The organism is Streptomyces sp. NPDC002156, assembly GCF_053593675.1.
Genome location: NZ_JBSFDA010000227.1, coordinates 1 through 13467, shown reverse-complemented (window position 1 = coordinate 13467; position 13467 = coordinate 1). Strand labels below are relative to the sequence as shown.

At 70.5% G+C, this 13467-nt stretch carries 15 protein-coding genes and 1 pseudogene; 9 read left to right on the top strand and 7 right to left on the bottom strand.

Annotated elements, in window-relative coordinates:
* The coding region (locus ACWCRB_RS45195) for a maltotransferase domain-containing protein (RefSeq protein ID WP_451001633.1) at window positions 1–1165 on the bottom strand (1165 nt) is incomplete at its 3' end.
* A gap of 64 nt (window positions 1166–1229) precedes the next feature.
* The gene (locus ACWCRB_RS45190; RefSeq protein ID WP_451001634.1) at window positions 1230–1526 is read right to left on the bottom strand and encodes a DUF5133 domain-containing protein; all 297 of its coding nucleotides are present in this window, start codon (window positions 1524–1526) and stop codon (window positions 1230–1232) included.
* Window positions 1527–1789: 263 nt separating this feature from the next.
* Here ACWCRB_RS45190 and ACWCRB_RS45185 point away from each other — a divergent pair, with 263 nt between their 5' ends.
* Window positions 1790–2293, top strand: coding sequence for a pep a2 (locus ACWCRB_RS45185; RefSeq protein ID WP_451001632.1), 504 nt, complete (start codon window positions 1790–1792; stop codon window positions 2291–2293).
* Between the two features lie 83 nt (window positions 2294–2376).
* Window positions 2377–2934 (top strand): hypothetical protein, encoded by a 558-nt coding sequence (locus ACWCRB_RS45180; RefSeq protein ID WP_451001631.1) that lies wholly within the window; start codon window positions 2377–2379, stop codon window positions 2932–2934.
* Here ACWCRB_RS45180 and ACWCRB_RS45175 read toward each other — a convergent pair.
* On the bottom strand, window positions 2917–3729 hold the full coding sequence (locus ACWCRB_RS45175; RefSeq protein ID WP_369037756.1) for a VOC family protein: 813 nt from the start codon (window positions 3727–3729) through the stop codon (window positions 2917–2919). The two genes, ACWCRB_RS45180 and ACWCRB_RS45175, sit on opposite strands and share 18 nt — an antisense overlap.
* A gap of 165 nt (window positions 3730–3894) precedes the next feature.
* On the opposite strand from ACWCRB_RS45175, the gene ACWCRB_RS45170 reads away from it, so the two are divergent.
* A complete protein-coding gene (locus tag ACWCRB_RS45170; protein ID WP_451001630.1) occupies window positions 3895–4242 on the top strand; it encodes an ANTAR domain-containing protein in 348 nt (115 codons plus the stop codon).
* A gap of 156 nt (window positions 4243–4398) precedes the next feature.
* Here the strand turns inward: ACWCRB_RS45170 and ACWCRB_RS45165 are convergent, their stop codons facing one another.
* Complete coding sequence (locus tag ACWCRB_RS45165) at window positions 4399–5223, bottom strand: SigB/SigF/SigG family RNA polymerase sigma factor (RefSeq protein WP_451001629.1); 825 nt, start codon at window positions 5221–5223, stop codon at window positions 4399–4401.
* Between the two features lie 309 nt (window positions 5224–5532).
* Here ACWCRB_RS45165 and ACWCRB_RS45160 point away from each other — a divergent pair, with 309 nt between their 5' ends.
* The 4 genes from ACWCRB_RS45160 to ACWCRB_RS45145 all read left to right on the top strand — a co-directional run bounded on the left by ACWCRB_RS45160 (window position 5533) and on the right by ACWCRB_RS45145 (window position 8452).
* On the top strand, window positions 5533–5988 hold the full coding sequence (locus tag ACWCRB_RS45160) for a MarR family winged helix-turn-helix transcriptional regulator (RefSeq protein WP_451001628.1): 456 nt from the start codon (window positions 5533–5535) through the stop codon (window positions 5986–5988).
* Window positions 5985–6881 (top strand): ATP-binding cassette domain-containing protein, encoded by an 897-nt coding sequence (locus ACWCRB_RS45155; protein WP_451001627.1) that lies wholly within the window; start codon window positions 5985–5987, stop codon window positions 6879–6881. The genes ACWCRB_RS45160 and ACWCRB_RS45155 overlap by 4 nt, the downstream gene beginning before the upstream one ends.
* Window positions 6841–7692 (top strand): ABC transporter permease, encoded by an 852-nt coding sequence (locus ACWCRB_RS45150; RefSeq protein ID WP_451001626.1) that lies wholly within the window; start codon window positions 6841–6843, stop codon window positions 7690–7692. The genes ACWCRB_RS45155 and ACWCRB_RS45150 overlap by 41 nt, the downstream gene beginning before the upstream one ends.
* Window positions 7693–7894: 202 nt before the next feature.
* Window positions 7895–8452, top strand: coding sequence for a hypothetical protein (locus tag ACWCRB_RS45145; protein WP_451001625.1), 558 nt, complete (start codon window positions 7895–7897; stop codon window positions 8450–8452).
* A gap of 67 nt (window positions 8453–8519) precedes the next feature.
* Here the strand turns inward: ACWCRB_RS45145 and hemC are convergent, their stop codons facing one another.
* Entirely contained in the window at window positions 8520–9455 is a 936-nt protein-coding gene (gene hemC, locus ACWCRB_RS45140) for a hydroxymethylbilane synthase (protein WP_451001624.1), read from the bottom strand.
* Between the two features lie 31 nt (window positions 9456–9486).
* On the bottom strand, window positions 9487–11010 hold the full coding sequence (locus ACWCRB_RS45135; protein WP_451001623.1) for an MFS transporter: 1524 nt from the start codon (window positions 11008–11010) through the stop codon (window positions 9487–9489).
* Window positions 11011–11169: 159 nt separating this feature from the next.
* On the opposite strand from ACWCRB_RS45135, the gene ACWCRB_RS45130 reads away from it, so the two are divergent.
* Window positions 11170–11820, top strand: a complete 651-nt coding sequence (locus ACWCRB_RS45130; protein WP_369037765.1) for a TetR/AcrR family transcriptional regulator — start codon at window positions 11170–11172, stop codon at window positions 11818–11820.
* Window positions 11821–11904: 84 nt separating this feature from the next.
* A complete protein-coding gene (locus ACWCRB_RS45125) occupies window positions 11905–13131 on the top strand; it encodes a cytochrome P450 (protein ID WP_451001622.1) in 1227 nt (408 codons plus the stop codon).
* 96 nt (window positions 13132–13227) lie between these two features.
* Here ACWCRB_RS45125 and ACWCRB_RS45120 read toward each other — a convergent pair.
* Window positions 13228–13467, bottom strand: a pseudogene (locus ACWCRB_RS45120) (theronine dehydrogenase); the annotation flags it as partial.

The following is a 13467-nucleotide window of genomic DNA, read 5'->3' as shown; positions in this document are numbered from 1 at the left end:
GTTTGGTGTGCGGGTTGTCGACGCGGAAGATCCGCACCCCGTGGTCCATCCAGTGCCGCAGCACCCGCACCGTCTCGGCGACGAGGCCGGGGAGGTCGGCGTCGAAGGCGATGGGGTAGATGTCCTGGTACTTCTTCGGCGGGTTCTCCGCGTAGGCGATCGTGCCGTCCGGCCGGTGGTGGAACCACTGGGGGTGTTTCTGCACCCAGGGGTGGTCCGGGGAGCACTGCAGCGCGAAGTCGAGGGCGACCTCCAGGCCGTGGCGGGCGGCCTCGGCGACGAAGAAGTCGAAGTCGGCCAGCGTGCCGAGATCCGGGTGGACGGCGTCGTGCCCGCCGTCCTCGGAACCGATCGCCCACGGCACGCCGACGTCGTCGGGGGTGGCGGAGAGGGTGTTGTTGGGGCCCTTGCGGAAGGTGTGGCCGATGGGGTGGATCGGGGGGAGGTAGAGGACGTCGAAGCCCATCGCGGCGATCGACGCCAGCCGCCGCGCGGCGGTGCGGAACGTGCCGTGGGGTTGCTGCACGGTGCCCTCGGAGCGGGGGAAGAACTCGTACCAGGCCCCGTACAGGGCCCGCTCCCGCTCCACCACCAACGCCAACGGCTCACTCGCGGTGACCAGTTCACGCAACGGGAACCGGGCCAGCACCTCGTCCACCGCCGGGGTCAGCGCCGGCGCGAGACGATCCGCGACAGGGAGCGAGTCGTCGCCCAGGACCCGAGCGGCTGCCAGCACGACAGCACGGGCCGCCTTCTGCGGCACACCTGCGGCTGCACGCTCGTACAGCTGCGCGCCTTCCTCCAGCACCAGCCCCGTGTCGATCCCGGCGGGGATCTTGATCCCCGCGTGATGCCGCCAGGTGCTGATCGGATCGCCCCACGCCTCGACCTGGTAGGTCCAGTGGCCCGTCGCGTCCGGGGTGACGTCCGCGCCCCAGCGGTCGGAGCCCGGGGCGAGTTCGCGCATCGGCGTCCAGGGGCCCGGGCGGCCCTCCGGGTCGCACAGCACCACGTTCGCGCCGACCGCGTCATGGCCCTCGCGGAAGACCGTCGCGGTGACCTGGAAGGTCTCTCCCGCGACGGCCTTCGCCGGGCGTCTGCCGCCCTCGACGGCCGGGCGCACGTCCCGGACCGGGATGCGGCCGATGGCCGGAGTCGGGCTCATGGGTCTCACCTCTGCCGTAATGGGGTCGGGGGTCGGGACGGGCGTCGCGGGCGGCACCGGTGGGCTATCCGCCTGCGGCGGAGCGCTGGACGGTGGGCGGAGCGTGTCCGGTGAAACGGTCGGTGTGGGTCCAGCCGGCCTGCTCACGCAGGTAGGTGACCAGGCTCGTGCGGAGATAGCGTTCGGCGGCGTGTGCGGCCTCTCGCGCGCACCGCTTCCCCATCAGTACGCACAAGGTGTAGCCCGAGTCCTCGAAACTGTCGCGCGCCGAACGGTCGGACGGGGCCGCGAGCATGACGCGCTCCCACGCCCGGTACTTGTTCAGCTGTCGGGCGACCTCGGCTTTGGCGGGCAGCAGCATGGCGCTGGTCCCCTTCCTCATGACTGACCTGCTTGAGCGACTTCTGTGGTTTCTACTGCGAGACCTTCACTCATGGTGCATGTGTGGCGACCCAGCGTCTTGTTGGGTCTTCAACAACCACGGATGGCTCTCGTGTTGCACGAATGGACTAGCGCTCCCACTCTGGAGCTGACTCAGAAGCGAACAGTGCTCACGCTTCGCGTTCGGGGCCCGGCCCCGCAGCGCGTGCAGAAGTGTGAGTCCGCCGTGAGGAGCCAACGACGATGAAGACCGCAGAGCCCTGCTACTACCACCTCGACGTGGAGGTCTGCCCGGAACGGGTCGGCCAGGTCGAGCGCATCCTGGCCGCTCACCTGCGCCTGTGGGACCTGGAGCACCTCGTCGGACCCGTCTGTCATGGCACCGAAGTGCTGCTGCGCGCCATCGACGAGCACGCGACCGACAAGCGTGCGGTGATCGAGATGTGGTGGAACGGCCAGCACCTCATCACCGCCATCGCCGAGCACGACCGCGATCTGCGCCCCGACCGGGAACTGCGCGGCTGTCTGGCGTGGATCGCCGCCCTGAGTGACGGCTGGGGCTGCTGTGCCACGGACACCGGCGCCAAGATCATCTGGTTCTCGCGCCGGGCCCGCTCCTGCGAAGGCGTCCCGTTGGTCTCGACCGGACCCGCGCCGACCCTGCGGGAGGTGCGCCAGGTGCCCCGGGTGGTCCCGTCCTTCGCCGGTGCGACGGGCAGGGCGCGGGACTCCCTCGTGAACGTGTAGGAGCGGCACATTCCGGACTCCCCCGGGGCATAGTGGAGTTGACACTCTGCCCCGGGGCCGGGGTGGGGCACAGGGGGAGCATCGTGCGCAGGGGGAACACCGTGTTCAGGTACGTCCACTACGAGGTGGCGTGCGCGCTCCTCGCGTTCTGCGCGGCGGTGGTGAGCGCGGGGGTGGTGTTCGGGGTGGAGGGTGCCCCCGAGACGTCCGGGGGAGTCGGCCGGGCGGTCGTCTTCGGGCTGATCTATCTGGCGCTCGTCGCCGGGTTCGGGGTGCTCACCGTCTCCCGGATCAAGTGGTTCGGTGAAGGGCGGGACTTCGACAAGGCGGTTCCGCTGCAGGAGCCGGCCGCGGTCCTGCCGACGCGGGGCGAGGAGTACCGCAACTGTGTCAACGTGTTGCTCTTCGTCGTCATGGCCGCGTGTGCGGTGGGCGGCGGTCTGTTCTGGGAGCGCGATCTGGCCCTTTTCCCGCTGATCTTCGCGTCGGCGTGGCTGGCTCGCGGATGGTGGGTCGCCCGCTGGGAGCGGCGGCACGGGGTGCTGCTCTGGAAGGGCAGGGTCCGCACCCAGCCGCTGGCGGACGACCAGTACCTCTACTCGTCGGTCCGGCAGCCGGAGGGCTCAGCGCGGGACGCGTGAGGTCACCGTGAACTGCGCCCCGTCCGGATCGCGCAGCACCGCCTCGAACGGCACCGAGCCGTCGTACCGCAGGACGCTGCCGCCGTTGTTCTCCGCGGCCTTGACGCAGGCCGCCACGTCCTCGACCGCGAAGTGGACCTGCCAGTGCGGCCGGATCGTGGGGTCGGGTGCCGCCTCCAGGGCGCCCGAGACGATACGGGCCACGACGTCGCCCCGGCTGCGCAGCACGACCTCGTCGGCCTCGTAGTGGACCTCGCAGCAACCGGGGCGGTCCGAGGCCCAGTCCAGGATCTCCCCGTAGAAGATGGCCGCGTCGAACGCGTCGCGGGTGTGCAGTCGTACGAACGCCGGTGCCGCGCGTCGCCAGGCCTCCCAGCCGGCGAGCAGCTCGCCCTCCCAGATCCCGAAGATCGCCCCGTCCCGGTCGGCCAGCAGAGCCGCTCGGCCGGGCGGGAAGGAGATCGGTCCGACCGCCGTCGTACCGCCGCGTTCGCGGGCCCGGCCCGCCGCCTCGTCCGCGCTGGGCACGGCGAAGTACGGGATCCAGGCGACCGCCACCTGCCATACGGAGGCCACCGCGGCGATCCCCGCGACCGGTGTGCCCTGCACCAGTGCCACCCGGAAGCGGTCGCCGAGCCGGGCCGAACGCCACCGCCAGCCCAGTACGGCGCTGTAGAACGCCTCGGTGGCCCGCAGATCGCGGCTGGTCAGGCTCACCCAGCAGGGGGCGCCGAACACGGAATGGGTCGAGACGACGTCCGTCGCGCCGCTGGGCTGTGTCGTGTCGTGGTTCATGGCACTCGCGTCCTGGTTCCGTCCACCGGCGTGTGCCGGCCGGACACCAGTCTCCGGCCGAACCCCGTCCGGGTGCCTGTCGAGTACCCCGATCGGGCCTGTTGGCACCCGGCAGGCCCAGTGGCGACGATGGGGGAGTACGTTTGACGTGACCCGGAGGTGACCATGTCCATGCCCATGGACGGCGGCCCGAGCGACGACGACCAGGTCGTCGCCCTGCGGGCCGAGGTCGACCAGCTCAAGGAGGCCGTCACCTCCCATGCCGTCGTGGACCAGGCGATCGGCATGATGGTCGCGCTGGGGCGGGTCACACCGGACCAGGGCTGGGAAGTACTGAAAGAGGTCTCCCAGCACACCAACATCAAACTCCGCAATCTCGCGGAGATGATCCTGATCTGGGGACGGAACGGAGAGATGCCGTCCGACATCCGTGCCGAACTGGAGGACGTGCTGGACCGCTTCGGACCCACCCAGATTCCGGGTGGCGCACCGGACACGGAGCGCTATTCCTGACCGGGGGTGTTTCAACCCCGCCCCTGCGGTGACACCGGGGAGCAGGGCACGCTGGGGAATCGCTCCCGGGAGGGTTCGGCAGTGAGCCCGCCCCTCAGTCGCCCGGCCGTGAATGACCTGCCCGGGCGACTGGGGTGTGTACGGGGCCGCCGTTCCTCAGCAGGCATCGGCGAGAAGTTCTCCGTCGGACGGTTCCTCGTCCACGTCGAGTTCCTCGCGTACGCGTGCGCAGCAGGCGCTGAGCAGCCGGGAGACGTGCATCTGGGAGATGCCGAGCTGCCGGGCGATCCGGCTCTGTGTCATCCCGCCGAAGAATCGCAGATAGAGGATGGTCCGCTCCCGTTCGGGCAGAGCCCGCAGACAGGGGCTGACGGCCGCGCGGTCGACGATCAGGTCGAAGCCGGGATCGGCTCCGCCGACCGTGTCAGCGAGCGCGTACCCGTCGGTGCGCGGCAGTTCCGCCTCCAGTGACAGCACGGAGAAGCACTCCAGTGCCTCCATGCCCGTACGCACCTCGCTCTCGCTCAGCTCGGTGTACGCGGCGATCTCGGCGACGGTCGGGGGCCGGCCCGGGACAGTGGCGGACAGTTCCTTGGAGGCGGCGCGTACCCGGTTGCGCAGGTCCTGGACCCGGCGCGGCACATGCAGTGCCCACAGGTGGTCGCGGAAGTGGCGCTTGATCTCACCGGTGACGGTCGGCACGGCGTAGGCCTCGAAGGCGGCGCCGCGCGTGGGGTCGTAGTGGTCGACGGCCTTGACGAGGCCGATGGCCGCGACCTGGTAGAGATCCTCCAGCGCCTCGCCGCGGCCCCGGAAGCGGACGGCGATCCGCTCCGACATGGGCAGCCAGGCCCGTACGAGATCGTCGCGGAGGGCGCGGCGCTCCTGCCCTTCGGGCAGGCAGACGAGCCGTTCGAAGTCGGCGGCGGTGTCGGGGGCGTCGTCGTGCGGATGGCGATTCGTTCTCGTGGCGATACGCATCGCGCGCACCTTCCTCGGTCGGTGCCGGCTGGACAGACACCGCGGGAGGGTGCGCTCACGGACCGCACGGAGGACGGCCGAAGGCCCGGCTAACCGGCTCCCACGGACGTGCCTCCTGTCCGAAGCACTGAAAGGCAAATTCCCGCTCCCGGTGACATGGAAACAAATCATCATAAAGAGTGACTTGCTGCTTCTCGCCGATCGCCGTGCGAATTCACGGCGGCGCGGAAGATGTCGCATACATGTTCTTGACTCGCCCTTTCCCTCCCCGTTCCCCAGATACCTCTGACACAGAGCTAATCTCGGCGTGTGGAACCAGCGACCTTCGCGGACGAACTGGCCGACGCGCTTCTCGGAGTGCAGCGGCTCATCCGGCGCCGACTGCGCAGCGGGACGAAAGTGCCCCGGCTGCGGGGCGCCGAGGTCGAGCTGCTGCGGCTGGTCATGGACCGACCGGGCATCGGTATCTCGGACGCGGCCAGGGAGCTGTACCTCGCGGGCAACTCCGTGTCGACGCTGGTGAACCAGCTGGTCAAGGACGGCTATCTGATCCGCGGTACGGACCCCGCCGACCGCCGGGCCGCCCGGCTGCTGCCCACCCCGGCGGCCGAGGCACGCCTCAGGGACTGGCGGGAACGGCGCACCGCTCTCGTACGACGGCAGGTGGCGCGTCTCGACGACGCCGACCGGGAGGCCCTGCGGGCCGCGCTCCCGGCCCTGCGGAAACTGGCCCGGAACCTGCGCGAGGAGGCGGAGGAGTCATGACGTACGACAGGACCACCGAGATCGCCGGGACCACGGAGAACGCCGACATCCCCGAGAGCCGAGAAGCCGTCAGCTGTACCGGACTCGTGTACGCCTTCGGTGGGACCAACGCCGTCGACGGGCTCGATCTCGGCGTCCGGGAGGGGGAGGTGTTCGGCCTCCTGGGGCCCAACGGCGCGGGCAAGACCACGGCGATCCGCTGCGTCACCACGCTGCTGCCGGTGCCCGCCGGCATGGTCCGCGTCTTCGGGCACGACGCCGCCGGGGACCGGATGGCGGTGCGCCGGCTGCTCGGGTACGTACCGCAGCAGCTGTCCGCCGACTCCGGGCTCACCGGACGCGAGAACGTCGTCCTGTTCGCCCGGGTCTTCGACGTCCCGCGCCGCGAACGCGCCGAACGGGTCGGCCAGGCGCTGGCAGCGGTCGGGCTCACCGACGCGGCCGACCGGCTCGCGAGCACCTACTCCGGTGGCATGGTGCGCCGGCTCGAACTCGCCCAGGCGCTGGTCAGCGCGCCCCGGCTGCTCATCCTCGACGAACCGACCATCGGACTCGACCCCATCGCCAGAACGGGCGTATGGGAGCACATCGACGCCGTGCGCGCCGCCACCGGCATGACGGTCCTCGTCACCACGCACTACATGGACGAGGCCGACCAGTACTGCGACCGCGTCGCCCTGATGCACCACGGCCGCATCCGCGCCCTCGGCACCCCCGACGAACTCCGGGCCGGACTCGGCGAACGGCGCCGGGCCGAGGGCGCGTCCGACACCGCCCCGCCGCCCACGCTGGAGGACGTCTTCCGGGACATCGCCGGCAGCGGCCTCGACGAACGGTCAGGAGACTTCCGCGATGTCCGCAGCACCCGCCGCACCGCGTCCCGCGTCGGCTGACCCCACCGCCCTGAACCTGCTGCTCGTACCGCCCACGCCCAGAACGGGCTGGCGACTGCTGCCCGCCAGGGTCGGCGCCATGTGCGCCGTCGAACTCCAGAAACTCCGCCACGACCGCACCGAGCTGTACACCAGGGCCGTCCAGCCCGCCCTCTGGCTGCTGATCTTCGGCGAGACCTTCACCCGGATCAGGGCGATACCGACCGGCGGCATCCCCTACCTCGACTATCTGGCGCCCGGCATCATCGCCCAGTCCGCCATGTTCATCGCCATCTTCTACGGCATCATGATCATCTGGGAGCGGGACGCAGGAATCCTCACCAAGCTCCTCGTCACCCCCACCCCACGCACGGCCCTCATCACCGGCAAGGCCTTCGCGGCCGGTGTGAAGGCGCTCATCCAGGCCGTCGTAGTCATCGTCATCGCCGCCCTCCTCGGGGTGGCCCTGACCTGGAACCCGCTCAAGCTGCTCGGCGTCGCGGCGGCCGTCGTCCTCGGCTCCGCCTTCTTCTCCTGTCTGTCGATGACGATCGCCGGGATCGTCCTCACCCGCGACCGGCTGATGGGCATCGGCCAGGCCATCACCATGCCGCTCTTCTTCGGCTCCAACGCCCTCTACCCGGTGAGCGTGATGCCGGGCTGGCTCCAGACGGTCAGCCGGATCAACCCGCTGAGCTACCAGGTGAACGCCCTGCGCGGACTCCTCCTCGGCACCCCGTCCAACCTCGCCGTCGACTTCGGGGTCCTGCTGCTCGCCGCCGTCCTGAGCATCGTGGCGGCCTCCTCGCTCCTCGGTCGCCTGGCCCGCTGAACGCCGGTCACGACCATGCACCGGAACGTGATGTGCGGCACGCGGCCGACCATGGTTGGGCGGCCCTTCGGCGGATATCCGCTGCACACCGCTTGATCAGTGATCAAGGGGGCGAATTCGCTGGCCACAGCGCATTCCGCTCATTTGACTGTGCGCCGGGCACAAGGATAGGAAGCAGCCATCCGAGGTCGAGAGGTGGACTGTGCGCGAGCCCAACGTGGTCGGGGACTGGCACGAGTACGACGAGCATGCCGGCCTGCGTGTCCGCGTACACCGTCTGGTGGCGGCCGAACCGCCGCGCGGGCGCGACGACGCCGCCGAGGGGCTGACCTATTTCAGCCTCCGGGTGACCGTCGAGAACCGTGGCGAGCGGCATTACGGCGTCCATCTGGAGGACGGCCAGGTCGACGTCCGGCTCGGCCCCGACGGCGAGGGCGCCTTCATCGACTGGCGGAACTCGCAGTTCATCGAGGGCTTCGACGTCCACCCGCTGCGCCGCGCCACGGCCGTCCTGTACGCCGCCGGCCCGGAAGCGTCCCTGGCGCAGGTGGACGTACAGATCCAGCTGCGCGTCGAGGAGGAGTGGACAGCCCGCCACCTCTGGGCGGGCGGGATCGGCCTCCCCGAGGACTTCACCGGCACCGGCACGCACCACGGCACGGCCCGGGACGGCGTGGCCGTCCAGGTGAGCGACTTCCTGAAGGAACAGCGGGACCTGAGGGAACAGCGGGACCAGAAGGGCCAGACGGAACCCACCTGAACGACCGAACCGCCCGGCGCACCGGGCGGTATCGGTTCCCGCTTCCCGTTCCTCAGCGTGTGATTCCTCAGTGCGCGATGTTGTCGATCAGCTCGCGCGCGCCCTGCCGCAGCAGCGCCACCGCCACGGACGTGCCGAGGGTGGCAGGATCGAGACGGCCCGCCCACTCGTGGGCGTTCAGCTGGACCTTGCCGTCCGGGGTGAACACACAGGCGCGCAGCGAGAGTTCGTCGTTGCGGGACACCTTCGCGTACCCGGCGATCGGGCTGTTGCAGTGCCCCTGGAGAACGTGCAGGAACATCCGCTCGGCCGTCGCCTCCCGATGCGTGTCCGGATCGCCGAGGCTGCTGACCGCGTCGATCAGCTCGTGGTCGCCCTCACGGCACTGGAGGGCGAGGATGCCCGCGCCGATCGGCGGCATCATCGTCTCGGGGGAGAGGACCTCGCTGACCACGTCCATCCGGCCGATGCGCTCAAGGCCGGACACCGCGAGCAGCAGCGCGTCCGCCTCACCGGCCGCGAGCTTCTCCAGCCGCCGGTTGGCGTTGCCACGGAACGGCACGCACTCCAGGTGCGGGTGGGAGGCGGCCAGCTGGGCGATCCGGCGCACCGAGGACGTACCGATCCGGGTGCCGTCCGGCAGCTCGTCCAGGGTCAGACCGCCCGGGTGGATCAGCGCGTCGCGGATGTCGTCCCGCTTGAGGAACGCGGCGAACATCGTCCCCTTCGGGAGCGGCCGGTCGGCGGGTACGTCCTTGACGCAGTGCACCGCGAGATCGGCCTCACCGGCCAGCAGTGCGGCGTCGACCTCCTTGGTGAACGCCCCCTTGCCCTCGACCTTGGACAGATCGCCCATCCACTTGTCGCCGGTCGTCTTCACGGGGACGACCTCGGTGCGCGTGTGCGGGTGGACGACGGCCAGCTCTGCACGTACCCGCTCCACCTGGGCCAGGGCCATGGGCGAGTCGCGGGAGACGATACGGATCAGTTCAGGGACGGACATGCCGACACGATAGACCCTCCGGAGCCTCCTCCTACTCCGAACCGGTCGCTTCGTCGCGGGACTTCGCACCCGGCGCGGAAGCCACCAACCGCCCCTCGGCCGGCTCCACGGGCGGTGCGCCGGCCTGTCCGCGGGGCAGGAAGGACGCGAAGCCGAAGGCCAGCACGGCGGCCCCGGCACCGATGCCCATCACCACCCGGAACCCGTTCTCGGAGGGCAGCGGCACTCCGCCGAACGAGGTGGTCATCCGGGCCAGTACGACGCCTGCCACCGCGCTCGACACCGCCGTCCCGATGGACCGCATCAGCGTGTTCAGGCTGTTCGCGGCGGCCGTCGCCGAGACCGGGACCGCCCCCATGACGAGCGCGGGCATCGCCCCGTACGACAGTCCGACGCCCGCCCCGATCACACAGGAGACCAGGACGAGCTGCCAGACGGTGGCCATCAGGAAGAGGCTCAGGCCGTAACCGGCGGCCACCACGAGGGCGCCCGTCATCAGGGTCACCTTGGGGCCCTTGGTCCTCGACAGACGGGCCGAGAGCGGGGCCGTCGCCATCATCACCAGGCCCTGCGGGGCCAGGACCAGGCCGACGGTCAGCATCGTCCGGCCCAGACCGTATCCGGTCGCCTCGGGCAACTGCAGGATCTGCGGAAAGACCAGCACCATCGCGAACATCGAGAAGCCGAACACGAGCGACGCGAGGTTGGTGAACAGCACCTGGCGGCGGACGCTGGTGCGCAGGTCCACCAGCGGCTGCCCGGCGCGCAGCTCCCAGCGGCCCCAGGCCAGCAGCACGACGAGCGCCGCGAGCAGCAGACCCAGGGTCCGGGCGCTGCCCCAGCCCCAGCCGGCGCCCTTGGAGATCGCCAGCAGCAGACACACCAGCGCCGTCGACAGCCCGGCCGCGCCCACCACGTCGAAGCGCCCGCCCGTGCGCACCGGCGACTCCGGCACGATCCGTACGACGAGCGCGGTGGCCACGACGCCCGTGCCGGCGGAGGCCCAGAACAGGACATGCCAGTCCGCGTGATCGGCCAGGAACGCGGCGGCCGGCAGACCGAGGGCGCCGCCGACCCCGAGCGACGCGCTCATCAGCGCGGTGGCGCCCGCGAGCCGCTCGCTCGGCAGTTCGTCGCGCATGATGCTGATCCCCAGCGCGATCACCCCCGACGACATCCCCTGCAGGGTTCGCCCGACCAGCATCGGGGCCAGGCTGTCGCTGAGGGCGCAGACCACCGAGCCGGCCACCAGCAGGGCCAGGCTCGCCAGCAGCATCCGGCGCTTGCCGTACATGTCGCCGAGCCGCCCGACGACCGGCGTCGCGACGGCCCCCGCCAGGAGGGTCGCGGTGATCGCCCAGGTGGCGTCCGAGGGCGAGGAGTCGAGCAGCTTCGGCAGCTCGGGCAGCAGCGGGATCACCAGCGTCTGCATCAGCGCCACGACGATCCCCGCGAAGGCCAGGACCGCCACGACGGCGTTCGCCCGCAGCGGGCCGGGCACCCCCGATTCGGCCGGTCCGGCCGAATCCGCAGGTCGGGCAGGTGCTTCGGACATGTCGGCGCCTCCGAGCGAACGGTTTCCGTCAAGTTAAGTCAGTTGCTTGACTTAGGCTAGCCACAGGAGTTGCCTGATCGTGCGGGGTTGAGGAAACGTCCGGCGACCGGAGGGACCGCTCGTCGCAGGCCGCGCGAAGTCCCAGTGAGGCGGTGGACCATGCCGGCCAGAACGGTTCGGGAGGAGCGGGCGGGCGTGACCCGCGAGCTGATCCTCACCGCGGCGGAACGGCTCTTCGCCGAACGCGGTGTGTACGCCGTGTCCAACCGCCGGGTCAGCGAAGCGGCCGGACAGGGCAACAACGCGGCGGTCGGTTACCACTTCGGCACCAAGGCCGACCTCGTACGGGCGATCGTCCGCAAGCACGCCCAGGAGATCGAGGAGGTGCGCCTGCGGCTCCTGGCCGGTCTGCGGGCCGACGCCGACCTGCGGGACTGGGTGGACTGTCTGGTCCGGCCGATCCCCGAGCACCTCGCGGCCCTGGGCAACCCCACCTGGTACGCGCGGTTCTGCGTCCAGGTCATGGCCGACCCCGCCCTCTACGAGATCATGACTGAGGAGGCCCTCGCCTCCCCGAGGCTGCGGGAGATCATCGACGGCCTGAACCGCTGTCTGCCCCACCTCCCGGCCGACGTCCGGGCCGAACGGGGCGACATGGCCCGCCACTTGATCCTGAACATGTGCGCCGAGCGTGAACGCGCCCTGTCCGACCACAGCACCACCCCCCGCGCCAACTGGCACGACACGGCCACCGGTCTGGTGGACGCGGTCGTCGGCCTCTGGCTGGCACCGGTCACCCACACCGGATGAGCACCGCGAGCAGCACCGAAGGGAAGCAGGCGAAACCACGTACGAGGCACCGTTCCCCCCACTCACGGAGTACCGGAGTACGTCATGACGAGCACAGCCCATCCCCCCACCGCCCACCCGGCCGAGGTCCCGGAGTTCCCCATGTCCCGGGCGGCCCGCTGCCCCTTCGACCCCCCACCGGTCCTGCGGGACCTCCAGCAGGACGCCCGGCTGCGCAGGGTCCGGCTGTGGAACGGCAGCACGCCCTGGCTGGTGACCCGGTACGAGGACCAGCGGACCCTGCTGGGCGACCCCCGGGTCAGCTCCGACCCCGCGACCCCCGGCTACCCGCTGTCCAGCGCCGTGACCGGCGAGACGAACATCAGCTTCATCCTCAAGGACGACCCCGAACACGCCCGGCTGCGCCGGATGGTGACGGCGGCGTTCACCGTGAAACGCACCCGGGCGATGCGACCGGGCATCCAGAAACTCACGGACGACCTGATCGACGGCCTGCTGGCCGGTCCCCGACCGGTCGACCTGGTCGAGGCGTTCGCCCTGCCGCTGCCCTCCCTGGTGATCTGCGACCTGCTCGGAGTGCCGTACACGGACCACGACTTCTTCCAGGACAACAGCAAGATCCTGATCAAGCGGGACATCGATCCCGAGGAGCGCCTGACCGCCAGCACCAATCTGCTCAACTACCTCGACGACCTCGTGGGCGCGAAGATCGCCGCCCCGGGCGACGACCTCCTCTCCGGACTGGTCGGGCGTATCGAGGCGGGGGAGCTGAGCCGCAACGACGCGGCCCAGATGGGCGTCCTGCTGCTGGTCGCCGGCCATGAGACGACCGCCAACATGATCGCCCTCGGCACCCTCGCCCTGCTCCAGAACCCCGGCCAACTCGCCCTGCTGCGTGACTCGGACGACCCGAAGCTGATCGCTTCGGCGGTGGAGGAGCTGCTGCGGTACCTGAACATCGCCCACAGTGGGCGGCGCCGGGCGGCCCTGGAGGACATCGAGTTCGCGGGGGAGGTCATCCGGGCCGGCGAGGGCATCATCGCGCCGAACGACATCGCCAACCGGGACGCCGACACCTTCCCCGACCCCGACCGCCTGGACCTCACCCGCGACGCCCGCCGGCACATCGCCTTCGGCTTCGGGGTGCACCAGTGCCTGGGCCAGCCCCTGGCGAGGCTGGAACTGGAGATCGTCTACGGCACGCTGTACCGCCGCATCCCCACCCTGCGCCTGGCCACCGGCCTGGAGAACATCACCTTCAAGCACGACGGCTCGGTGTACGGGGTCTACGAACTCCCGGTCGAGTGGTGACACCCCGTACGTGACGGCGGGGCCCGGGGAGCCGTGTCTCCCCGGGCCCCGCCCGCGTGTTCGCCCTACTGGCTACTCGCCGGTCCGGTCGTCGTCCTACTCGTCGAAGGTGACGACGACCTTTTCGGCGGCTCCGGGGGTGAGGGCGAGGGTGAAGGCGGTGTCGACCTCGTTGAAGGGGATGCGGTGGCTGATGAGTTTGGCGAAGCGTTCGTGGTGTTCGACGATCTCGGGGGTGACCTCGAAGATCTCGGTGGGGTAGCCCTGGGAGGCGATGAGGGTGAGTTCGCTGCGGAGCATGCCGCCGAGGTCGATGTCGGATCCCTTCTTCTGTAC

Coding starts and splice junctions, on each gene's coding strand:
- hemC (WP_451001624.1), bottom strand. CDS start 9,455: ATGTCCGTCCCTGAACTGATCCGTATCGTCTCCCGCGACTCGCCCATG.
- ACWCRB_RS45185 (WP_451001632.1), top strand. CDS start 1,790: ATGAAGACCGCAGAGCCCTGCTACTACCACCTCGACGTGGAGGTCTGC.
- ACWCRB_RS45165 (WP_451001629.1), bottom strand. CDS start 5,223: ATGCGTATCGCCACGAGAACGAATCGCCATCCGCACGACGACGCCCCC.
- ACWCRB_RS45150 (WP_451001626.1), top strand. CDS start 6,841: ATGTCCGCAGCACCCGCCGCACCGCGTCCCGCGTCGGCTGACCCCACC.
- ACWCRB_RS45175 (WP_369037756.1), bottom strand. CDS start 3,729: ATGAACCACGACACGACACAGCCCAGCGGCGCGACGGACGTCGTCTCG.
- ACWCRB_RS45170 (WP_451001630.1), top strand. CDS start 3,895: ATGTCCATGCCCATGGACGGCGGCCCGAGCGACGACGACCAGGTCGTC.
- ACWCRB_RS45135 (WP_451001623.1), bottom strand. CDS start 11,010: ATGTCCGAAGCACCTGCCCGACCTGCGGATTCGGCCGGACCGGCCGAA.
- ACWCRB_RS45125 (WP_451001622.1), top strand. CDS start 11,905: ATGACGAGCACAGCCCATCCCCCCACCGCCCACCCGGCCGAGGTCCCG.
- ACWCRB_RS45190 (WP_451001634.1), bottom strand. CDS start 1,526: ATGCTGCTGCCCGCCAAAGCCGAGGTCGCCCGACAGCTGAACAAGTAC.
- ACWCRB_RS45130 (WP_369037765.1), top strand. CDS start 11,170: ATGCCGGCCAGAACGGTTCGGGAGGAGCGGGCGGGCGTGACCCGCGAG.
- ACWCRB_RS45155 (WP_451001627.1), top strand. CDS start 5,985: ATGACGTACGACAGGACCACCGAGATCGCCGGGACCACGGAGAACGCC.